Annotated in this window: 21 protein-coding genes; 13 read left to right on the top strand and 8 right to left on the bottom strand. The window is 51.1% G+C overall.

What is annotated here, in order from left to right; all coding sequences use genetic code 11:
• Nucleotides 1-70: 70 nt before the first annotated feature.
• Entirely contained in the window at nt 71-883 is an 813-nt protein-coding gene (locus tag HJG54_RS08105; protein WP_316434365.1) for a transglutaminase family protein, read from the top strand.
• A gap of 67 nt (nt 884-950) precedes the next feature.
• Nucleotides 951-1,631 (top strand): hypothetical protein, encoded by a 681-nt coding sequence (locus tag HJG54_RS08100; RefSeq protein ID WP_316434364.1) that lies wholly within the window; start codon nt 951-953, stop codon nt 1,629-1,631.
• A gap of 204 nt (nt 1,632-1,835) precedes the next feature.
• Here HJG54_RS08100 and HJG54_RS08095 read toward each other — a convergent pair whose 3' ends face one another.
• The gene (locus tag HJG54_RS08095; protein WP_316434362.1) at nt 1,836-2,774 is read right to left on the bottom strand and encodes a serine hydrolase; all 939 of its coding nucleotides are present in this window, start codon (nt 2,772-2,774) and stop codon (nt 1,836-1,838) included.
• A 155-nt stretch (nt 2,775-2,929) separates the two neighbouring features.
• Between HJG54_RS08095 and HJG54_RS08090 the strand changes: the two genes are divergently transcribed.
• The gene (locus HJG54_RS08090) at nt 2,930-3,661 is read left to right on the top strand and encodes a C40 family peptidase (RefSeq protein WP_316434361.1); all 732 of its coding nucleotides are present in this window, start codon (nt 2,930-2,932) and stop codon (nt 3,659-3,661) included.
• Nucleotides 3,662-3,927: 266 nt separating this feature from the next.
• On the opposite strand, the gene HJG54_RS08085 is transcribed toward HJG54_RS08090, so the two are convergent.
• Entirely contained in the window at nt 3,928-4,851 is a 924-nt protein-coding gene (locus HJG54_RS08085; protein WP_316434360.1) for a DALR anticodon-binding domain-containing protein, read from the bottom strand.
• Between the two features lie 533 nt (nt 4,852-5,384).
• Here HJG54_RS08085 and HJG54_RS08080 point away from each other — a divergent pair.
• Nucleotides 5,385-6,080, top strand: a complete 696-nt coding sequence (locus HJG54_RS08080) for a Crp/Fnr family transcriptional regulator (RefSeq protein WP_211624451.1) — start codon at nt 5,385-5,387, stop codon at nt 6,078-6,080.
• Between the two features lie 64 nt (nt 6,081-6,144).
• On the opposite strand, the gene HJG54_RS08075 is transcribed toward HJG54_RS08080, so the two are convergent.
• The 3 genes from HJG54_RS08075 to HJG54_RS08065 all read right to left on the bottom strand — a co-directional run bounded on the left by HJG54_RS08075 (nt 6,145) and on the right by HJG54_RS08065 (nt 10,517).
• Nucleotides 6,145-7,557, bottom strand: coding sequence for an ABC transporter substrate-binding protein (locus tag HJG54_RS08075; RefSeq protein WP_316434359.1), 1,413 nt, complete (start codon nt 7,555-7,557; stop codon nt 6,145-6,147).
• Between the two features lie 142 nt (nt 7,558-7,699).
• Nucleotides 7,700-9,259, bottom strand: coding sequence for a serine/threonine-protein kinase (locus HJG54_RS08070; protein WP_316434358.1), 1,560 nt, complete (start codon nt 9,257-9,259; stop codon nt 7,700-7,702).
• Nucleotides 9,260-9,503: 244 nt separating this feature from the next.
• Complete coding sequence (locus HJG54_RS08065; RefSeq protein ID WP_316434357.1) at nt 9,504-10,517, bottom strand: LysR family transcriptional regulator; 1,014 nt, start codon at nt 10,515-10,517, stop codon at nt 9,504-9,506.
• Between the two features lie 261 nt (nt 10,518-10,778).
• Here HJG54_RS08065 and HJG54_RS08060 point away from each other — a divergent pair, with 261 nt between their 5' ends.
• From HJG54_RS08060 to HJG54_RS08025, 8 genes are all read left to right on the top strand, one after another.
• Complete coding sequence (locus tag HJG54_RS08060; RefSeq protein WP_316434356.1) at nt 10,779-11,813, top strand: hypothetical protein; 1,035 nt, start codon at nt 10,779-10,781, stop codon at nt 11,811-11,813.
• A 33-nt stretch (nt 11,814-11,846) separates the two neighbouring features.
• Complete coding sequence (locus HJG54_RS08055; RefSeq protein WP_036003498.1) at nt 11,847-12,332, top strand: 2Fe-2S iron-sulfur cluster-binding protein; 486 nt, start codon at nt 11,847-11,849, stop codon at nt 12,330-12,332.
• Between the two features lie 139 nt (nt 12,333-12,471).
• Nucleotides 12,472-12,951, top strand: a complete 480-nt coding sequence (locus HJG54_RS08050; RefSeq protein WP_036003496.1) for a phycobilisome protein — start codon at nt 12,472-12,474, stop codon at nt 12,949-12,951.
• A gap of 120 nt (nt 12,952-13,071) precedes the next feature.
• On the top strand, nt 13,072-13,752 hold the full coding sequence (locus tag HJG54_RS08045) for a V4R domain-containing protein (RefSeq protein WP_036003494.1): 681 nt from the start codon (nt 13,072-13,074) through the stop codon (nt 13,750-13,752).
• Nucleotides 13,749-14,063 (top strand): hypothetical protein, encoded by a 315-nt coding sequence (locus HJG54_RS08040; RefSeq protein WP_316434355.1) that lies wholly within the window; start codon nt 13,749-13,751, stop codon nt 14,061-14,063. Before HJG54_RS08045 ends, HJG54_RS08040 begins: the two co-directional genes overlap by 4 nt.
• Nucleotides 14,064-14,152: 89 nt before the next feature.
• Complete coding sequence (locus HJG54_RS08035; RefSeq protein WP_036003488.1) at nt 14,153-14,641, top strand: hypothetical protein; 489 nt, start codon at nt 14,153-14,155, stop codon at nt 14,639-14,641.
• 53 nt (nt 14,642-14,694) lie between these two features.
• Complete coding sequence (locus tag HJG54_RS08030; protein WP_316434354.1) at nt 14,695-15,357, top strand: V4R domain-containing protein; 663 nt, start codon at nt 14,695-14,697, stop codon at nt 15,355-15,357.
• A gap of 156 nt (nt 15,358-15,513) precedes the next feature.
• On the top strand, nt 15,514-17,445 hold the full coding sequence (locus HJG54_RS08025; RefSeq protein WP_316434353.1) for a serine/threonine-protein kinase: 1,932 nt from the start codon (nt 15,514-15,516) through the stop codon (nt 17,443-17,445).
• Between the two features lie 19 nt (nt 17,446-17,464).
• Here HJG54_RS08025 and HJG54_RS08020 read toward each other — a convergent pair whose 3' ends face one another.
• Nucleotides 17,465-17,824 carry a thioredoxin family protein gene (locus HJG54_RS08020; RefSeq protein ID WP_316434352.1) on the bottom strand — a complete coding sequence of 120 codons (360 nt, stop codon included), beginning with the start codon at nt 17,822-17,824 and terminating at the stop codon, nt 17,465-17,467.
• A gap of 49 nt (nt 17,825-17,873) precedes the next feature.
• Nucleotides 17,874-18,587 carry an NnrU family protein gene (locus HJG54_RS08015; RefSeq protein ID WP_316434351.1) on the bottom strand — a complete coding sequence of 238 codons (714 nt, stop codon included), beginning with the start codon at nt 18,585-18,587 and terminating at the stop codon, nt 17,874-17,876.
• A gap of 555 nt (nt 18,588-19,142) precedes the next feature.
• Between HJG54_RS08015 and HJG54_RS08010 the strand changes: the two genes are divergently transcribed.
• Nucleotides 19,143-19,601: a hypothetical protein gene (locus HJG54_RS08010; RefSeq protein ID WP_316434350.1), complete on the top strand. Its 459-nt coding sequence runs from the start codon at nt 19,143-19,145 to the stop codon at nt 19,599-19,601.
• Nucleotides 19,602-19,609: 8 nt separating this feature from the next.
• Here HJG54_RS08010 and HJG54_RS08005 read toward each other — a convergent pair whose 3' ends face one another.
• On the bottom strand, nt 19,610-20,359 hold the full coding sequence (locus HJG54_RS08005; protein ID WP_316434349.1) for a hypothetical protein: 750 nt from the start codon (nt 20,357-20,359) through the stop codon (nt 19,610-19,612).
• Nucleotides 20,360-20,689: the final 330 nt, after the last annotated feature.

Below are 20,689 nucleotides of genomic sequence, written 5' to 3'. Positions count from 1 at the left end.
GATAGTAAGACGTTGCACCGCTTCGCTGGACTCGCTATCCTGCAAATCAGAAGCAGAATCAGGAGACTCCATGCAGCTAGAAGCAGGCTGTCAGATTTCGTTTGAAGCTAGCGTACCCACGCCGGTAATTTTGATGCTGCGGCCCAGAAGCGGCTATGGGCAATGGGTGAGTCGGGAAGAGTATCTACTCAACCCCATGGTGCCCGTGATCGAATACACCGATGGCTATGGCAACCTCTGTCAGCGGCTGATTGTGCCTCCCGGTCCGTTTCAGGTCAAGTCCACCGCTGTAGTCGAAACGGCAGACGCGATCGATGTGGCACCAGGAGCACTGTATGTACCAGTGCAATACCTGCCAGAAAGTGTGCTGCAATTCTTGCTGCCGAGCCGCTACTGTCCTGCTGATCGCATGGCAGATCTAGCGTTAGAGATAGTGGGGAATCGCGCTCCGGGTTACGACCAGGTGGAAGCCATCCGTAGTTGGATTCAGCAGAACATCGAATATGCCTATGGCACCAGCGATGCCTCAACCTGGGCACTGGATACGGTAGAAAAACGAGTAGGTGTCTGTCGCGACTTTGCCCATTTGGGAATTGCCCTCTGCCGCAGCCTCAATATTCCAGCTCGCATGGTGGTAGGCTATCTGCACGAACTCGACCCAATGGACTTACACGCCTGGTTTGAAGCCTATGTGGGACTCAACTCCACCGATGAAACTCAAGGCCGTTGGTATACCTTCGACGCCACCCAAGCCCAGCCCCGCGGAAATCGAATTGCGATTGCCTACGGGCGAGATGCGGCGGACGTGGCCCTGGCAACCCAGTTTGGCCCCATGCAGTTGCTGAATATGCAAGTCTGGGTGAAAGAGAGTGCGGCTGGGTAAGCTGGAGAAGAAATGGGATTCAGGTTCGTAACGTAACTTGTTGGTGGCATTTCAGCGACGTAACCTAATGAACGATTTTGTAGAAACACCGGTTGAATATCCGGTCAGCATTTGGGAAGGGGTGGCAATTACGGCTGGAGCGGTGCTGCTGGTAATTGCAGGTCTAGCCGGATTGGGAATCAAAGCGCTGGGCAATGCCTTTGATGCGGAACGGGCCGAGGCGATTGCTCAGAGTCTGATGACCTACGAGATTCCTGGCGGCTCCAGAGGCTTCTTTGGCACCAACATTGGCGGCGGCAAAATGGCGGTGGTGACGAGCATTGCGACGGTGACTCCAGCCACGTCTCCGGGGGCGTCACCTCAGTCCCCTCAGTCTATTCCGACAGTGGAGCTGTTCCTAGCTCGGATGCCGCTCGTAGCTCCAGAAACGGCAACCGAAGAGCCGAATCCCAGCCCCGAACCGCGAAACGAGTTGTTCTCAGGCTTTTCTTTCTCCTTCCAAGACCCAGCCACATTTCAGGTTAACGAGGCCCGCACCGAAGAAAAGCCGGTTTGCGGCATGATTACGCCAGTGGAAATCCAGCAGGGCAGCCTGACGGTTGCCAGTGATGCTGCGCCTCTACCTGCCGTTAAGTACGAAGCAAAGCGGGTGCTAGACGACGAAAGCCACATTGTCGTGATTTCCGCCTTGGGAGATCGGGCAGCAGAGCAGGCCAATCAAGTATTCAACTCGCTGGTTTGTCAGTAATACCATTTCCCTTTGATTGAGCTACAAATCACCAAGCTCAACAGGCTAGATTGTGCAGGTTCCGTAACTCAAAACTCAAAACTAAGAACTGGTTTATAGGGTTTTTCACTCATGTGAGGTACGAGGTGTGTGGGGCACTGTCCCTGCACCCCGTTTTTCGGACTTCACTAGCCTGAAAAAGGCTGTAAGTCAGTCCTCTGGTTACTAAGCCAATGTCTCCATCGCTTTCATTATTTGTTGCGCCACAAAGGGCAGCAGCGCCTCGTTCTGGCTTTGGGTCTTGCCTTCGGTGAACACCACCAGCAAATAGGGCCGTAATCCGGGAATTTCAATGTAGGCCGCATCGTGACGCACCTGGCTCATCCAGCCCGCCTTCGACCAAAGCTGCGCCGTTTGTGGTAAGCCTGCGCCTAAAAAACCACTGACTTGATTTTCTGAATTGGCTTCCAGATCGGCGGGGTCAAGGCTGCGTTTCAGCAAGGCCATCATCGCCTGAGATCGGGCTGAAGAGACAGCGACGCCGCCCACAATGCTGTGCAGCAATCGAGCTGTGGCGTTTGTGGTGAGCTGGTTGCGATTTTGCCGCTGTTCGCCCAAAAAGACCTGCTCGCGTCCATAGGCTCCATCACACCAGGTTTTTTGGTTGGCGTTAATCCCTTCTAGCTCAACCCAATTCAGCGACTGAAAATAGCGATTAACGATATTGCGCTGGTATTGCCAGGTTTCAAACGGTCCGGGTGGCAGCTCTGGGCCGCTAGTCGTGCCGCTAAGCATGTCCATCACTAGACTAGTAGCATCATTGCTGGAATCGACAATCATGTCGCGAATCGCCCGGTCCAGTTCCGCCGACGGCATAATCATGCCCTGCTCCAACCATTCCTGCACGGCCACCAGGTAAAACAGCTTGACAATGCTGGCTGGATAGAACAACTCAGAGCCGCGATAGGCAAACCCCCGCACCGGATAGCGCCAGAACTCTTCGGGCCTCAGTGCGCCGCCTGTGTTGACCGGCACCGGCTCGTCGTACACAATCCAGGTCATGGCAATCTGATTGCGCGCCAGGTCCGGAAAGGTGGCCCAGGTTGCTTTTAGAATTTGTTCACCCAGTTGGTTTAACGCCTCGTCGCGATGAAAAAAAAGCATAGTAACCGAGATGCGGCTTCGTTTAGCAGCTAGCCTAATGGATAGCCGAATTGTGTGATCGAATAGTTTTATTATCGAGCGTGGGCGCTACGTTGGTGAGTTCTGTGCCGCGTTTCGCTTCAAGTTTGGTTTAGCGAGATGGATGGTTGCTGCTGATGGTTTCCTTAGTGCAAATTCAAACTGCGCTGGCGGCAGGTGAGCTTCTGGAATATCACTGTCTGGGCAATCTCAACCTCTACGATGCTCCAGCCTTGCAAAGCTTAGCAACCCAAGCGGTGGCAGGACGGCAACTCCGCCTAGCGACAGGGATAGAACTGAACAGCAAAGCTCAGGCCATTCCTGTGCAGCTCTGTGAAGATGACTATCCGGGTTGGATCGCCACCGAAGATCTGGATTTACTGGAGGTGGCAGAAGCGACCTATCAACCCCTGGTATTGACAGAAGCAGAAATTCGCGCTCGATTACCGCAGGTAATTGCCTATACGCACCAAGCGATGATGCAGCCGAATCACTACCTCTGGGGCGGTACGGTTGGACCCAACTACGATTGTTCGGGTCTGATGCAAACGGCCTTTGCGGTAGCCGGCATTTGGCTGCCCAGAGATGCCTATCAGCAGGAAGCTTTCGTCCGGCCCGTTCAATTAGACCAGCTAGAGCCAGGAGATTTGGTGTTCTTTGGTCGGCCCGACCGCGCCACCCATGTTGGCCTTTACCTGGGTGAGGGGTACTACATTCACAGTTCTGGCAAAGATCAGGGACGGAACGGCATCGGTATTGATGTGTTGTCAGAACAGGGGGATGCCGTCAGTCAAGCTTATTATCGTCAGTTGCGGGGGGCTGGCCGAGTCGTAGCCAGCTACATTCCCCAGGCTGATCGCACTGTCTGAATCCGGCTTCAGTTCAGGGTTAAGTTCAGGGTTAAGTTCAGAGCAATATCAGCCTTCGATGGAGGATTCGATAGAGGATTTAAAAATCAGAAAGGGCACCGACGACTGACCGTGTTTCGTCTCGGTGCCCTTGCTGGTTCGCTCCTCACACGACACTAAGCATAACAGACCTTGATTGTCTTTGTCATCCGTTTGACGCCAACGTTGCATAGATGTGACAAATATTTTGCATCAGAAATATAACCTTTGTTTATTTGTTCAGGGGTTTACAGATCGCTAGGCGGTTTTAGGCTCAAGCTTTGCGTTAGCAGATGATGCAAAACTTTTTGGGTAATCAACATCAAGCCAAGCCGCACTTGTACCAACTCTGGTGCTGGATCACGCCGTCTGTCATCTCCCCAGATGCGACTCTGAGCATGAAATACCTGAAACGCTTGGCTCAAATTAGCCAGAACCTTCAATGTCTGCCGAGCAGTTTGAGGCTGTGCCAAATTATCCAAGGTGTCGCTGATTTGCAGAATCAAGTTCCATTCGGACGCTTGACCGCGCAGCATCTGATTCGCATCCAACCAGGGAATCGGCTGTTTCAGCTCTAGCACAGCTTCAGTTCCCGCCTCACTCCTTGCCTCATCCACGGCGATTTGAATTAACTCCTCCTGAGCCGCCCAGCGCAATAGAGAGCAGCAACGAGCATGAGCATGCATAGCCGCAAAAATCTCAGAAGCGTGATGGTCGAACCCACTGGCGCTTAACTCCCGTCGGCTGACGCTCTGGCAAACCTGACTCCTGGCCTGACTCCTGGCCTGACTCCTGACTCCTGACTCCTGACTCCTGACTCCTAACTCCTGACTCCCCACCCCCCCAGGGTCACTCGCCAAACCCTGCAACCATTCAGCTACCCCCGCATGCTTCAACCGCAGGTGAATCCACCCTGGCGGACGCACTGAGATCACAACGTGCCGCCAAATCCGTTCAGTCCAGAGGTTTGCTGCAGGACTCGATGGCTCAAACCAGGTGGGTAAGGCAAGGTTGGCTGCAATTTTCTGAGCCAGAAGCAGAGCCGGTTGGGCTTGTAGCGATTGCAACTTGAAGGCTAGGGCCGAAACATATTCCAGCTCATTGGCTAGCTCATTAGTAAGTTTGATCCGGTTCAGTGGTATGGCTTGAAACTCAGAATACTGGCCCCCCAAGCTCTGTGACTGGGTCTGAGACTGGGATAGAGAAGTAGCTGCTTGGTCGAAACCCTTGGGGCCTCGGCACTGCAATTCTTGCCAATCAAGACTTTTTTGTAGCCTATTAACTATTAACCAACGTAGGGCTGGATATAGGATAGGTAGAGTTCGTGAATGCACACCAATGCCTGAGAGTTGCTGAAGGCTGGAGTTGAACAGGGATCCAAATTCTAAACGTTTGTTGCTTTTTCAAAGAACGGGAGGATACTCCGTCTAGAAAGAGCTAGCTTAGAAATAATAGGAATTATTAGGAACGATTTGGTATTCTTAACTCCGTAGTTTTTCTGTTTCATTAATTGATTGTAGAGTTAAGCTTAGTAGAGTCTTAATTCTAAAAAATTCTAGAGTTAAGCTAATCTTGAGTTAAGGTCCGCTGATTGATTGATTGATTAGAAAATTGATTAGAAAACAGGGAGGTGGGCTGCTCCAGTTAGCCTTTTAGCCTTGGTGCGGATTCCTCCCATCTCAACTGGTTGTAAACCCTCTCTCCTATGTTCTCAGTGTCATCACCATCGCCATCTGAAGCCTCTCGTCCGTTCCTGACCTGGCAACGCATTCTGGACTGGGCACAGGAGCATTATCGCTGTCGCACCTTCGGCAAGGATGAGAAAATTCCAACGCGAGCGGGCTTGCTTTATCTAGTGCAGCGAGGCGCGGTACGGTTAGTAGGAGAAGCTCAGGTTAGCGCTACTTCTGGCTCATCTCGAGTACCGAGAATTAATTCAGAAGAAGCGTTTTTAGGATTTGTGGGTGCTGGCCAGCCCTTTGAAATTGTGGCGCAATCACCATTTACGATTCAAAGCTTTGCCCATGTCGATCAAACCTCGGTAATTTGGTTGTACTGGCACGACTTAGACAACTGGCCCCACTTCCGGCGAGAAGTCCTCGATGCTTTTCGTTATCAGCATCAGCGTAAGCTGCTGTGGCTTAGTACGCTTGGTCAGCGCCGCACCATTGACCGTCTATTGGGCTTTTTAACGCTGTTAATCGAAGAATTTGGCGAACCTTGCGAAGAGGGCTACTGTTTGCCCTGGGCACTCACCCATGCTCAGATCGGCAGTGCCATTGGCTCTACTCGTGTCACGGTAACCCGTCTGATGGGCAAATTGCGGCAGCGGGGTCTGATCCGCACCTACGGTGACAACTTGCTTTGCTTGCCCTCTGAATCGCTTTCTCGCAGTAACTAATCCGAAAACTAGTCTGAGTAATTGTTCTGGCTGCCGGCAGAGGAGCCGAGGAATGACAAAATCGTTAAGGCAGCGGCACGAAATCATAGCCGTAACCTGATCGTTCTCCTGGTTTCACGACTACAAGCTGCATCGCCTGATTGCGATCGCCTGACGGCAAAAATCGGACTGTGCCGGTCGCACCAGCTAAGGAAAAATCAGGACTAGCGAGGCTCTGCTGCACACCTGTACGGTCGGGACTCGCTCCAATTGCTGTGGCTAATACCTGGGTAGCATCGTAGGCCATTGCAGTTCGCCAGTTGACATCTCCACCCCAGAGGGTTTTGGCGGTTCGGGCAAACTCCGATTGGGGGTTTGATAGCAGCACCCAGGGAACTGCGACTACCATATCAACGGCATTTTCTCCTCCTACTTGCAGTGTTTTGGGATTGTAGATACTATCTCCCCCCAGTAGAGGCAGGGTGCGACGGTTCACGGCAATCACTTGCAGGGCGGCATCGAGCGTGGCGGTATTGGCCGCCAGAACTAGGGCTTCTGCACCTTGTTGACTGGCCTGCTTGACGGTGTCGAGCGCATTAAAGCCGGAACTGCTCAGGTCGAATTCAGCTACCACCTGCCCACCATCGCTCGTTAGCGCAGTAACAAACTCGTCCTTGAGGGAGCGGCTGTAGTCGCTGGCTGAGTTGTAGTAAATCGCGGCATTTTGTTTACCTAGGTTATTCAAGAGGTGCCGAGATAGGGCCGTTGCGGTAAAGCGATCGCTGGGTACGGTGCGAAAAACGAAATTGCCTGCGTTGGAAATCTGCACCGATGTGCTGGTAGGAGAAACCATCACCAGCTTGCCCTGTTCATAAATGGGAGCGGCGGCTAGAGTAGCTTCGCTGCCAAAATGGCCGATTACCCCCAGAACTTCGGTTTCTTTAACCAAGGCATCCGCGACCTGTCGCGCCACGGTTGGGTTGTTATCATCACTGACGATCATTACCTTGAGCGGTACGCCACCCATGCCTCCAGTTTGATTCATCTGGGTTTGGGCTTGGGCTACTCCACGCAAGATCTCTAGGGCCGGATTGGTAGAAGTCGCCATCGGCACAGACACAGCAATGGTGTAGGCTTTCTGATCACCAATGCGGGCATTATTTAGATAAATCAGCGCTTCTGGATCGTTGCGGTTGGTTTGCAGCGCCGCTTCAAAGTCTGTTACGGCCTGGGTGTAGTTGCGATTGGCCATCGCTTGAGCACCGGCCAACTTCTCGGCGGCGGCAGATTGGGGGTTAAGCACCCTGGTTCCTGTACTCGATCGGTCGGTAAAGGATGCCTGACCATTGCCGGTTTGAGAGTTGAGCGATGAATTGGATTGAGCGCCGTTCTGCCCAGAGAATAGCCCCCGTGTAAACCACCAGGCGACACCACCAATCAGTCCCAGGGTGATCAACAGAGAAAGGACGAGAACAGGCGTTTCGTTTTTGCGAGACATAGGTTCAACCGGATTCAATACGATTTTTATAATTTTTATGAAGCTTATCGACGCCTTGATCTATACAACTCGGTCCAGGTTTAGCTCAAACTCTATCCTAATCATCTGAAAGATTGGGCTTGAAGTTGGCTAGTCGAAGAGGTTACAGCAGTCGAGACAGAAGATTGTAAACCAAACGAAATGTAGCTGTAGCGGCAACAGCAATTAGGCAAGCAAAGCCGGCGATCAGCAACACCATCAGGCGTGGTCCAAGTCCCAACGTTTGAGCAAGGGTATTAAGTGGTGCTACCAGCACAATTTGGTGCAGCAGATTAAACGGGAAAAACCATACCAGCAGCAGCGTCAGACCTGCAACAATCACCAAGTCTATTTTTTCGATCCAGCGGCGAGTTTGGGCAAACACTATACTGCCAACCACCGCCAGCAAAATCAGCCAAAACAGCGGTGATAGACCAATCGTTCCCAATAAGCTGGCCGTAGCAATCGCCAATAGTCCTCCTTCAAAACCAGTAAAGGCTGCTCCAGACAATACCTCCCACAGCGTAAAGGTCGAACGAGGTGAAGCTGGAATTGGCGGTGGAGATTGGGCTGTAGGCGGAGCTGGTTTAGGAACAGATCGGGACGGTTGGATCGGTTGGGACACTGGTTGAGAAGCTGGTGGAATAGATGGGGATGGAGATTGCAGGGCCGTTTTGCCGGGAGTTGGAGCCGTTGGAGCGGGTTGGGCTGGAGGAGATGCGGATTGCAGGGGTTGAAGCGCAGCCAAAACGTCTTTTGCGGATTGAAACCGCTGGCTGGGTGTCGGCAACAGCATGCGATTGAGGACGGCCTCTAGCCGATCGCTCACCTGAGCATAGGAGCGCCAGTTCCAGGAGTCGCTGTAGGTGTCGTGCAGTTCATTTGGTTGTTTTCCCGTCAGCAGCGTAATGCAGGTAACGGCCAGGGCATACAAATCTGTTGCTGGATAAACCTGATCACCGCGCATCTGTTCCGGTGGAGCAAACCCCAGTGAGTAAATGCCTGTAGAGGCCCGACCGGGTTGACTGGCGGCGGCAGCAGCAGTCACCTGTTTGACGGCTCCAAAATCGAGCAGGAACAACATGCCATCACGTCGTCGCATGATGTTCGAGGGTTTAATGTCGCGGTGGATCGAATGGTTCTCATGCACAAACTGCAAAATTTTCAGCATCTCGGTCAGAATTTCTAAGACCTCTGCTTCAGAAAATTGGCCCCGTCGCGCCAGTTCGGCTTCCATGTCTTCCCCATCGACAAACTCCTGCACGATGTAGAAAAACTGCTCGGATTGGCCACCACCCGGACTAGTCACATCCAGCGGAAAGAAGGCCAGCAGATCAGGAATTTGGGGATGGCGAATTCCTAAGTCTTCCAGAACCTCTGCTTCTCGTTCAAATAGGGTTTGGGCAACTCGGAGTTGTTCTGGTGTGGGATTGCCAGCGGGCTGAAATTGCTTGACAACGCAATAGCGCATTCCAGGCGTGCGTCGATCGCGGGCTAAAAAGGCAGCCCCAAATCCCCCTTTGCCCAACAGCTTGAGCGGCAGATACCGATTATCCAAAATCAGCGGCATACCGCAAGCGGTGCAAAATTTGTGAGGTACGGTTTTGAGCCTAGCGGGATCGTCCAGATCAGGGAACTGATTGAGCGGTCGGGAACAGCTCGGACGAGTGCAGAAAATTTCCATGAATATTGCCTGGACTAAGCCTGGACTAAGACAAAATCAGCCTACCTGAACAGAGCAATAGACGAGTGCTGTGCTGCTTCTAATGCCTCTTCTGATTCGACTCGCCTTGGTCTGCTTGGATGCTTCTTAAAACTAGCCTAAACCGCAACCAAACATTTGCAGATTTAGATCGTATCCCTAGCGGATTCTGTCTCTAGCGCATGATTGCCCTAGCCGATTCTGAGCCTAGAAAGCAGGAATGGCTTTAATTAGTGCCTGGGTGGGAGGGCGTGACCTCTAGCGGGAGGGGATGCTCTGTAATTGGCTTAGGCTCTAGGCTATCTTCGGGCGGCGGGGCATAGGTGGCAAACTGGGGCAGAATCTCGCGAGTAAAGGCTTCGGCAGCTTTGGAACGGTAACGGTTGGGATTATAGATGACCGAGAGGGTGCGGTTGACAACTACACCTTCGATGCGAGCACGATGCAGCACGCCCATTTGCAGTTCTTTTTCAATCGCTGAGATAGAAACAAAAGCAGCCCCTAGTCCGGCCTGCACCGCATTTTTGATTGCTTCAATCGTATTCAGCTCCATTTCGATTTTGAGCCGGCGAGTTTCGATGCCGCACCGAGTTAGCACCTGATCGATCACCTTCCGAATCGTGGACTGGGAATCGAGCGCAATGAATTGCAGTTTATACAGATCGTCTTTTTCAATTTGGTCTAGGCGGACAAACGGATGGAAAACGGGCAGAATCAGCGCCATTTCATCCTCCGCATAGGGAATCACTTCCAGCGAGTCCTGAAGCTCAGGCGGCACCTCACCGCCAATAATGGCTAAATCGACCTGCCCATTGGCAACGCTCCAAGCCGTGCGCCGGGTGGAGTGGACATGAAGCTGCACAGCCACATCCGGATAGTTTTGCCGGAATAGACCCAGCATGCGCGGTAACAGGTAGGTACCCGTCGTTTGGCTCGCCCCTACGATCAGGGTGCCGCCTTGCAGGTTTTGTAAATCTTCGATAGCGCGACAGGTCTCTTCACACAGGCTCAAGATGCGATCGCCATAGCTCAGTAAGAGATGGCCAGCTTCGGTCAGTTGAGCACGTCGCCCGCCGCGATCAAACAAGGGTACGTCAAGCTGCCGCTCCAGGTTTTGTACTTGTAGGCTGACAGCAGGTTGGGAAACATAGAGACTATCAGCCGCACGCTTAAAGCTTCCTTCGGCAGCAATTGCCTTAAGAATGCGTAACTGATCCAAAGTAAAAGGGAGATCAGACATGGCTGTTAAATCCAATATGGAAGGAGAGCCGTAACATTCGGTCAACTGTACCTCTTGCGCTGGTCATTTCCCAAATAAAGCATGAGGAGACTGTCCAGAATTTAAGAAGTACACACCAAGTATGCAGGAGAACCTGGGTTTAACGGCAGCCGATCCGCTGCGATCAGTCTGAAATCGTCTGAACTCGACAAAAGATCTAGCTATAAAGAATCATAATGAATAGGGGATCTTAGGTCGATGGGGAAACTCGACAATACGCCTATGAACCAGGAGGTTATTCAGGATTTTTTGAATGTACCAGGAATTGTGGGCGTAGCTCTAATTGATGGGGCGGCACCTCCATACTTTCATGGGTTTGACGCTGGATTAGATAGCTCTCAGCAGCACACGATTGCCCAGAGTATTCAGCAAGTCCTGGAGACCACGCCGGAAGGGTTCAATTCGTTTGAATTTCAATTTCACCTGCATCGAGTTTATCTACACAAACTGAATCAGGGCATTACGCTGTTGGTGATAACAGGCATTGACCTGCCGTCCCTAACCTATACCCAGGCGGTACGGCGGTTGTTGCTCGAATTGCAGATTGGGCAGAATCAGCAGCTAGTTAGCGAATTTCGCGCTTTAGCCACAAGCTCGATAGTTACACTTCCGATTCCAGCTACGCCTTCTTCCTATCCCCTAGTCCCATCCGGAGACTCCACTTTCCCCGAAGCTATTGACCCGCCTAAGTCCCTCGCCAACCCAGGAGGTGCAGTGCCGTCAGTGCCAGCAGTGCCAGCAGTGCCAGAAGGCGAGCATACCCCTTCAACGCCGCCGGAATTGGCATTACCCAGAACAACAGACTCACCCGAATTTCTTGAGCGCGCCGCTGCGCTACCAGACTTGCCATCTTCTAGCGCCCAAGACGGTCTACAGGCGGCTAGTTTGCAGTCGGTTAGTTTACAATCTGCTAGCCTGAAGGATGTTTTGGCGGCCATGAATGCCCTCAGTCAACTGACGAGTCAATATCTGGGCACACTGGTTGTTGTGAATTATTGGAAGACCACTCGACCGACAGTGGACTGGCTGAATCACTTTCAAATTGAGCGCTCAGCCCAAATCACCTTCTCGGTACAGGCTCCTTCAGAGCGGCTACCTTTGCTGACTCGCGAGCAGCATCGCCAGATTCAAGCCTGGGTCGCGGCCTTTATTGAACGCTGTTCTAAAGTAATTCGCGATTTTGCCAAAATTGTGCGGCAATCCCTGGACGAGCAGCAAAACGCCCTATTATTCGTCCCCTTTGACTCTCCTCGTTGACCCAATCTCCCTCGATCTCTGGAGCATCATTACATGGTAAAGACTGTCCGGCTAGAGCCGATTGCCCAAGAAACCGTGGTGGAAACCAACGGCAATTTACTATCGGTTCTAATCTCCAAAGACCTAGATGTATTACGCGAATGTGGCGGACGTGGCATGTGTGCCACCTGTCATGTCTACGTTAGGCAAGGCATGGAAGCCCTAACGCCGATCAACCGCCGTGAGCAACGGACGCTAGAAATTATTACCTCCTGTCAGCCTAATTCCCGTTTGGCCTGTCAAGCTAGGGTTTTATCGAACGGAGTTGTGGTCGAATTGCCGCCTGGTATGTATGTCAATTCGATTCAGGATATTGAAGCGTTGATCGGACGGCGAGCTGAGCAAAATCTCCTCCACCCTGTTACCGGGGAAGTGCTGGTGGAAGAAGGTAAATTGATCACCCGCTCGATGCTGAAGCAGATCGAAAAAACCACTAGCTTTAACGTCCGAGATTTCTTCTCCAATAGCAGCGATGCTTAATTCTACTCAATGCAGTCTGCTAAAACTTAATACTGCGGCTGCGTTGAGAATGATAACGGAGGGAATACTGAGTGCAGTTTCTGCTTCTATGATGTGGAACTAAACCCCTAAATGATTCTGACCTTGAGAAATTCTTTTCATGTTAAGCCAGCTTGAACGCCTGAGTCGTGAGCTTGATGGTCGATACGCCAGCGATGCAGAGTTAGCGTTTGTAATTGACTATGTCCGCTCCTTCAATCTGCGTGTCCAAACCTATCAAAAGCTTCAGGAACTGGAATCTACAATTGTGCAACAAGCCTGTGTCAAGATGCGGGCCATTGACCCTGGCGTATTTGTGGGTAAAAACCAGGAAGATCTAACTCGCAAATGTGTTCGGGACCTGGTTTATGGATTACGCGCTACGGCCCTTGCCGTCTTACTGAATGATCCAGACGCGCTGCAAGAGGAATTATTGCTTTGGCTACAAACGATTATGCGCTCCTTGGGCAAGTCCCATGTCTGTGACATCATGTACAGCGCACTTCAAGACGTGATCAAACAACATCTCACTCCGCCACAGGCTAACTTGGTTTGTCCTCTGCTGGAATCGAACCGGCGGATTCTTGGCCCGACAGCTTAGCTGGCTGGATGGTATAAACCTGACGTTTGGAGCCTAGAGTGGTTGAGTGCTATTTCCCCATCTTGCTACTCCATGATTTGAGGTTGATTTACTCTTTACCCCTTCACCCTACTCCGTCCTATGAGCATCGCACCGGCTATCGACGACACGAAGCATAAGCACCCTAAGAAGCACAACCATTACGACTTTCGTAGCTTTTTTCAATTCGATCTCGATAAAGGCACCATTATCGATTGGAACGGAAGTCAAAACATTCTCACAACTGAAGATTTTATTGTGGGTTTGGTTGAGGGACTGCAAGAGGAAGTAGGAGATGCTTCGGCTGCCACAATGTATACGATTGGTTGCGAATGGGGCCAAAAAGATGCTTTCTTCTTCGAAAAATGGTTTGAAAAAGAATTTGATCAAAACATCCGCCAAACCAATCTGCTATTTCTATTGGAAACCTGGTGGTGGCCCTTCACCGCTCAAGGCTGGGGGCGTTGGGAAGTCGATATGGGCGATCGCAAGCAGGGGTTTATGTTCATCAACATTTTTGACTCTGCCGTGGCCCGCACCCTAGGTGATGTGGGTAAACCAGTTTGCTATCTCTATGCTGGTTTGTTCGCTGGATTCTTTACTGAGTTAGTGCGAAAACAGCTAAGCTGCATTGAGATTCAGTGCTACTCAATGGGCGAAACCTACTGTAAGTTTTTGTTGGGCGGACAGGATCGCATTGATGCTGCCGCTTTTTGGATGAATGAAGGGGCAACAGCCCGCGATATTGAAAAACGTCTACGAGCTGGTGAGGTCTTACGATGAATCAGGCTGCCCTTCTCCAGACTAATGGTGCGGCTGCCCACTCTCCGCAGGCTTGGCTGAAACAAACGGTGCAGCAGTTTTTTGGCTCAATCAACTGGGAAGATCAGCCACCAGAAATCCAGCATTTGCGTCTAGTAAATGCCCAAACCGACCCTCAGCCCCTCAGTTTATTCTTAACCGTAGACCAGTTCTTCAGCGCCTTTAACTGGGCTGGAGATGGCACCAGACCCACGCCTCAACCCTTAATCGAGCCAATGCCTAATTCAGAATCGAATGGGTTTACGCTGGAGGATTTTTCCGATTTGTTCTAGTGCGATTTGTTCTAGCCTGTTTGAGTGAGATTCGTACTGGCTAGCATTAGCCTTTTCTCTCTATAGTCCATCTTTGCCCTTCTACGCTTATGCATCCACAACTTGCCAGTATTTTTGATCAAGCAGAAAATCGCTATCTCAAAGTTGAAGAGCTGAAGCTGATTAGCCAATATGTTGCTTCCATGCCAGAGCGGTTGGACACCTATCGCAACCTACGAGACCGCGAGCTGGAGATTATGCAGGCGGTTGTTGACCAACTGCAAGCCGCTCTACCTGAGGAGTCGGAAGAGAATTTGGAACGCTGTATCAAACATGCGCTGCTGATGTTGCGCTACTGTGCGTTGAGTTTATTGATCAACGATGAGAGCTTGATTCAGAAACGGTTTTTAGATTGGGTGGGGCCGCTGGCACAGGCTTACGATACAAAGACAATTGATGCGAAGCTTTATCGTTTGTTGAACCAGCAATTGGCGAAAATGTTGACGGCCAAGCAAATGGGCTACCTTAGTCCCGGTCTGGCGTTAGCGCAAGAAGCGTTGTTGTCCCAATCAATGAACCCCGCTGGTGGGCGACGTTGAACGCGGGGCGTCGAGGTTTGAGTGTATAGTTTTTCCTAGTTTTTTCAATTGCTATGATTTCTGTTGCTGATCTTCTGACAAACAACCGGATTCCGGGTAACTTCTATGCGCCTGATGTTTATGTCCGAGGTGACCTAGAGGTAGGTCTACTGGAAAACCGGCAGGGTGATCGGCTGCTGGCAGTGCCAGAAACCCTAATCCAGGCGATCTATTCGGGGCTAGACAAAGAGACTGGCCAAGCCTCTCGACTGGTTTTGTTTAACTGCGGCAAATGGTGGGGCAAAAGTTTTTATACCCGGTTTTGTGAACAAATCAGCGGCTACTATGGAACACCACTTGCCGATGTTGCCATGATCGAATTTCTGCAAGCCTTGCAAGCCTGCTGGATTGCGCATGGTTGGGGCAAGATCGATCTGGATCAGACCTATCAGCAGCGGGGATTCTTGATTGTAAAAACCTGGAATTCTGCCTTTGCGCGGCTGGCTCCTAGCCAAAATCAACCGGTCTGCTATTTAGAAGCAGGAGCTTTGGCCTCTTTCTTCAGTCGCCTTACGGGTAGAGAACTGCACTGCGTTCAAACTAGCTGTGAGTCGATGGGAGCTGACTGTAATCGCTTTTTACTGGGACTGCCGCAGCGGCTAGAGCCGGTGGAAACAATGGTGACTCATCTAGACCACGATGCCATCATGCAGCAGATATGCCAGTCTGGGCTATGAGTTGCTGAGTGGGTTTGAGGCTTTGCAACTAATGCCTTAAAACCTCTAATTTCGAGAATCTTCAAAGCGAGGCACAATAGAAGAAAGCACGCGCGGGTCGGTTCTTGAGAGTAGAGAGGACATGCTGCTCTCACCCTGGATCAATAGCTTCTACAGGTGTTACATCCATCAGAAACCGAAATAAAGCGTTCCAAGTATCGTCTGCTAGGTCTGATTGGGCAGGGACAGTTCGGGCAGGTATATTGTGCAGTGCATCGCCCGACTGGTCGCTTGGTGGCGCTAAAAAGTTTAGCTCATGAACGGTTCCCAACCCATAAGTTTCTGCGAGAACTGCGATTTTTATTAAGTTTGCAGCATCCCAATATCGTTACTTGTCAAGCGCTGGAGCACACCGCAACCGGGCGCTATCTGGTAATGGACTACTGCGAAGGCGGAACCTTGCGAACATTAATGACTGAAGAATCCCGTCTAGCTGTGCCCTACAGTTTGAAGATCGTGGCAGATGTGTTAGCAGGGTTGGAGCATGCCCACAGTCGCGGCATTGTCCATTGCGACATCAAACCCGAAAACATTTTGCTGCATGTGCATGCAGGCGGTTGGACGGCTCGGATCTCGGATTTTGGCATTGCGCGTCTGAGTCGTGAAATTGTGCGGCAGGATGGCAACACGGGTTCACCGGCCTACATGGCTCCAGAGCGGTTTTATGGTCAATATTCGGTGGCGTCGGATCTGTACTCGGTCGGGATTTTGCTGTTTGAACTGCTAGCTGGCTATCGGCCATTTTCCGGCACTCCGGCTCAACTCATGTCGGCCCATCTAAACACTCCCCTCCATCTGCCAGATACGATTCCGAGTGTTTGGCAGCCATTGATTACTCAAGCTTTACAAAAGCTGCCGGCTCGCCGGTTTCATTCCGCTAGCGAGATGCTAGCCGCAATCCACGCAATTGCTAAACCAGAAGCCTCAACCGAGTCAGCAGAGGCATGGATGGATTGGCCAATCGCGCCAACGCCTTTGTTTTTTACAGTGGAGTTACCCCCTGAGTGCCAGTTCCAGCCGCAGGAGCAAACCCCACTCAAGCAAAAAATTACGGTTCTTGCCGTTGTCCAGCCAGAAGACACGGTGCCTGCGGCTCCACCTGCCAACTGGACTGATGGCACTGCTGCCTCTTGGGTGGTGTACCAAGCTGCTGGACACCAGCTTCAGCAGGTAAGGGGCCGTTTGTCGGCAACATCAACTGAGTCGGAACAACCGTTTCAGCCTATTGCTACGGTCAGTGGAGAACCCATTGAGCAACTATTGGTACGGCCTCAGGGGTGTTTTGTGGTGACAGCACAAGCAGTCCAACTGCTGCCATTTTCCTCGACCAGCGAGGGTCGCATGTCGCTTCAACCAATTTCCGTTTGGCCGCAACCCAGTCGAGTTGCGATTAGCTCAGACGGAAGCTGGCTAGCGGCGATAGTTTCTTCTGTAGGTGAAAGCCACTTGCACTGGCAACGGATCGCAGAACGCCCCAATTTTGCCGTTGCTTCCCAACCTGTGGCCTTACATCTGCCAGATATGCAATCTGCAAGCTTGTTGCCCTTGGACTTGCGCCACTTAGCAATTGCTACGACTAACCCTCCAGCTTTTGCCTCCGACCCTTCCAAGCAGGAGCAAGCTGCCGGAACCACGATTCGCGTTTTTACTCGACGCGGCGCGTTGCTCGGTTCGCTGCCTCTAGCTGTGCGCTTGGAAACAGTAATTCTCACTGCTAATCCCTATCAATTGCTGGCAGCCGATGCGGATCATGCCGGAGCCTTGCTACTGATTGATCTCAAACCCTATCGCGTCAAACGGCTCTGGGTAGAAATTACCCCTGCTTTTTTAGCGGTAACAGACTGGGGCTACATTGTGGCCGAAGCCGCTGGGCGAATTGTATTTCTGGATCAAGAAGGGCGACAGATTGGCACAATCCATAGTCCGGCTGCGATTACGGCTATCGCAACAATGCAAGGAGATAGATTGCTGATTGCTACCTGGGATCACGATCATGGCGCTCTCTACCGCTTCGATCTGCGGGATCTTGGTTTGGATCTGGTGTTTTAAGCAACTCTAGTAAACCAAGCTAAGCAGAATAGCTGTAGCGCAACATCACTCGCTGCAAGACTGTCTGTAAATCGGTGGCAGCCCGGCGAAAATCTTCTCGCCCTTTGAACTGATCCAAGCGGCAAAGCACCTTGCCCTGATCAAACAGCATCACGGTGGGTAGGGTAGTGAGTTTGTGGGCGCTGGCCAAGCGTAGATTCTCATCTGCATTAATACTCACGAGCTTAATTTGCCCGCCCCATTCAGTCTGAAGCTCGGCCAGCATTGGGTTTACTAGACGACAGACCCCGCACCAAGGTGCCCAGAAGCTAACTAGAACAGGTGTTGATGATGCTAAAACTTCGTGTTTAAAGGTCAGTTCGTTAACTGCTAGTGCCATGACACCTCGTTTATTTTATAGAGTTCTTAATGCTCGCTTTGGGATCATGCTACCAGCCTATGCTGCCTGACGCACGAATGATTATTGGATGTGCCCACCAAAATAGCAGGATAAACAAGGCGATCCCGAGATAAGCAGGACGCAGAAACTCTTTCCACTCAAGGGTTTGCCGCCCTTGTAAGATCGCTAAAAAAGGAATAACCGAAGTGCGAGATTTCAAGATTTCAAAGGATTCACCGTAACGGGCGCGCCAGCGTCGATCGCCATGCCAAACGGCAAACAGGTGATGCAGGATCAAACCAGCTGAAGTCACAACCATGAAGCTGGTACCAATCCAGAGCAAATGAGCAAGGCACCAGATTACCTGTCCTACCATTTGGGGATGGCGAGTAATGCGGATAATGCCTGTTTCATAGAGATGGACTTGCGGTTTTTGAATCGCGGCGATTTCCAGCAGATTAAACGTGGCTGGATAAAGAAACAGGAAGGAAACTGCTGACAAAATCCAAACTGTAGACTCCATGCCGGGAATTCCTTGAAGATTCCACAGCCGCAGCCCATCGTAACGATGCTGAATGAAGAAAACGATCAACACCCCAGCGGATGGAATGCTGACCAATGCAAACAGGACCCGATAGAGCCGCGCTCCCATCAGTTTCTCGCCGCGCGGGCGCAAGGCAGCAAGGCCACTGTGGGCAACGGCAAATCCCAACAGCAGGCCGAACATAATGAAATGGCTGAGGTCAAGCCAATCAAACACCATAAATTCCTTAACGATCTACAGCGACAGAAAAATTGCGGCAATTGGTAGCACTAAAGCACGTGATTTGTGAAGTGACTCGCTTTTGGACTTTAGAGGATCGGTGTAGCGGCTGTAAAGGTAGCTGTGAGGGTAGCTCTATAGGGGGAGATGGCAACTCGGCTTTGTGCAGAACGAGTACGGAGAAACTGGTTGCCATCAATTTTTATCAAGCGAATAATTCCGTGAAATTACACGCAAGAGAGGTGAGACCCCTCAGTGGCGGTTGTATCAGGGTACGTAATTTCCGAAAAGTCTTGAGTCTTGTGAGGTTTGGAGGGAAAAAACTCTGTGAATATCCAAATAATTTTCATCAAATATTTAAACAAAATCTTTAACTTTGGTAGAATCTTTACGTCAAATCACGGAATCTAGAACTGGGTTTGATGCTTTCGGAATCAAGGATTAAAGTCTGCCAGAAACGTGTGTGCTGTTGATAGTGGAGTAAAGGGTCGCATTGAACCCCTGGAGTATGTGGAGTTGAGTTTGTCTGAATCTATTCACGTCAAGGCATAAACCATGAGTTTTTCTAAGCATCTGCTGTCCTCTGTTCTCCTAGCGGGAACAATTTTTGCGGCAGCGACGATTCCCCTAGCTACCCTTGGCTCTAAGCCGGTTGCAATTCAGCTGGAAGGAAAGCCGGTTTTTACTGGACAATTTAAAGAACTAGCCGCACCCTACATGGGCTTGGTGTTGGCGCTGAGTATTGGAGCTGGAGCCACCAACTTTGCCGTGATGCGTTGGTGTCAATCATCACGCAAGCTGAATTTAGCTGAGAGTGAGATGTCTACTCTGAAGCAGCAACTCCATGAGCAAGAAACGTTGATTGAAACGCTGAAATTTTCACCGGCTCGCCTGCAAGCTTCTGGTCTAGAACGGTTTTTGCCGGAAGGGTCAAACTGGCGTCAGCGGGGCCACTCCGCAAACGGCGAAGGCAAAAATGAGCATTCTCAAGTTGCGTTTGAGACTTCAACTTGAGGCATGGCTCAGCGCAAAAATGCATCTGATGCAAGGGGTGTATCGATTTGACGCTGCCGCCCGCTCTCAGATGCAGCTGAGTTTGAGTTGGGTTTAACTGTCTGAGGCTGGATCGGTTTCGATGAAGTTTCTGTGGCTGAGTCTGCTGGCCTTCCTGGTGGCGGTGGTACGGTCAGCGTGTTGCTGGCCTGTAAATATAGTTCTCCATCAGTGGTAAAGCGTGCAATGGCGGTTTGTGTCGATGGGTCAAGGGCTTCAACCTGTTGCTGTAGAGTCGCTGCTTGATTGGCTGGCTCTAGAGTTGCCAGAAATGTCACGCTAGGTTCGGGATCGCTGCGTTGGTCGAGTTCACGGGTGGCCTGCCAGCTTTCTTGAAATTGCCCGTTCTGCGACGCTTGCCAGAGGTTAAGTCGAGTTTCCCAACTGCCTTGGTTTACTACTGCAATCTGCCGATCCAGGATCGCATAGTTGGAACTGCCAGCTGCTGTGGTCTTAAACAACCGAATGGCTGAAACCGTGATTCGGGTCTGGTCGGGTAGGGTTGTGTTTCCTGAAACGCTATAGCTGCCGCCACCTCTAGGTTCAATTTGCACAATCGATAGTTCGAGGGGCGGAGCTGACAGTTTGGGATTGAGGCGGTTGAGTGCAGTGCAGCCGCTACTAACCATCAGGGTCAGCATCAGTCCGATCAGCAAAATTAGCTGCCGTAGCTGAGTTAAAGGCAGCGTGAATTGAGAAAAAAGATGATTGAACGACATAGATATTGAGGGTTATACGGATGGCAAGTTGGTTGACCTGAATGGTTTTTAATCACCTACCCGCAGACGGGGTCGGGTGGCTCATGCACCAGCTTTAAGCCTAGCTTGAACCCTTTGCTAATGGCGATGCAATGCTCAAGCACTGTTTCAGCCACTAGATTCGGTTATCGGGACAGTAGCGCTCTGCGTGTAAACGCATTTAGTTTGCCTTTTGATTTTCCTTCGGGTTGCAAAGCCGATTTACGTTTGCTAGCAATTCCGACGCAAAGCCCTAACCTTACTACTTTGTAAAGTAATCATGCCTAGTCTGTCTAAGACCGTTTTCTGCAA

Source organism: Leptolyngbya sp. NK1-12, assembly GCF_032598965.1.
In the GTDB taxonomy this organism is placed as follows: Bacteria; Cyanobacteriota; Cyanobacteriia; order Elainellales; family Elainellaceae; genus Elainella.
The sequence above is the reverse complement of the archived record's forward strand: the minus strand, read 5'-3'. Positions and strand labels throughout refer to the sequence as shown.

Coding starts and splice junctions, on each gene's coding strand:
- HJG54_RS08105 (WP_316434365.1), top strand. CDS start 71: ATGCAGCTAGAAGCAGGCTGTCAGATTTCGTTTGAAGCTAGCGTACCC.
- HJG54_RS08100 (WP_316434364.1), top strand. CDS start 951: ATGAACGATTTTGTAGAAACACCGGTTGAATATCCGGTCAGCATTTGG.
- HJG54_RS08095 (WP_316434362.1), bottom strand. CDS start 2,774: ATGCTTTTTTTTCATCGCGACGAGGCGTTAAACCAACTGGGTGAACAA.
- HJG54_RS08090 (WP_316434361.1), top strand. CDS start 2,930: ATGGTTTCCTTAGTGCAAATTCAAACTGCGCTGGCGGCAGGTGAGCTT.
- HJG54_RS08080 (WP_211624451.1), top strand. CDS start 5,385: ATGTTCTCAGTGTCATCACCATCGCCATCTGAAGCCTCTCGTCCGTTC.
- HJG54_RS08075 (WP_316434359.1), bottom strand. CDS start 7,557: ATGTCTCGCAAAAACGAAACGCCTGTTCTCGTCCTTTCTCTGTTGATC.
- HJG54_RS08070 (WP_316434358.1), bottom strand. CDS start 9,259: ATGGAAATTTTCTGCACTCGTCCGAGCTGTTCCCGACCGCTCAATCAG.
- HJG54_RS08065 (WP_316434357.1), bottom strand. CDS start 10,517: ATGTCTGATCTCCCTTTTACTTTGGATCAGTTACGCATTCTTAAGGCA.
- HJG54_RS08060 (WP_316434356.1), top strand. CDS start 10,779: ATGAACCAGGAGGTTATTCAGGATTTTTTGAATGTACCAGGAATTGTG.
- HJG54_RS08055 (WP_036003498.1), top strand. CDS start 11,847: ATGGTAAAGACTGTCCGGCTAGAGCCGATTGCCCAAGAAACCGTGGTG.
- HJG54_RS08050 (WP_036003496.1), top strand. CDS start 12,472: ATGTTAAGCCAGCTTGAACGCCTGAGTCGTGAGCTTGATGGTCGATAC.
- HJG54_RS08045 (WP_036003494.1), top strand. CDS start 13,072: ATGAGCATCGCACCGGCTATCGACGACACGAAGCATAAGCACCCTAAG.
- HJG54_RS08040 (WP_316434355.1), top strand. CDS start 13,749: ATGAATCAGGCTGCCCTTCTCCAGACTAATGGTGCGGCTGCCCACTCT.
- HJG54_RS08035 (WP_036003488.1), top strand. CDS start 14,153: ATGCATCCACAACTTGCCAGTATTTTTGATCAAGCAGAAAATCGCTAT.
- HJG54_RS08030 (WP_316434354.1), top strand. CDS start 14,695: ATGATTTCTGTTGCTGATCTTCTGACAAACAACCGGATTCCGGGTAAC.
- HJG54_RS08020 (WP_316434352.1), bottom strand. CDS start 17,824: ATGGCACTAGCAGTTAACGAACTGACCTTTAAACACGAAGTTTTAGCA.
- HJG54_RS08015 (WP_316434351.1), bottom strand. CDS start 18,587: ATGGTGTTTGATTGGCTTGACCTCAGCCATTTCATTATGTTCGGCCTG.
- HJG54_RS08010 (WP_316434350.1), top strand. CDS start 19,143: ATGAGTTTTTCTAAGCATCTGCTGTCCTCTGTTCTCCTAGCGGGAACA.
- HJG54_RS08005 (WP_316434349.1), bottom strand. CDS start 20,359: ATGTCGTTCAATCATCTTTTTTCTCAATTCACGCTGCCTTTAACTCAG.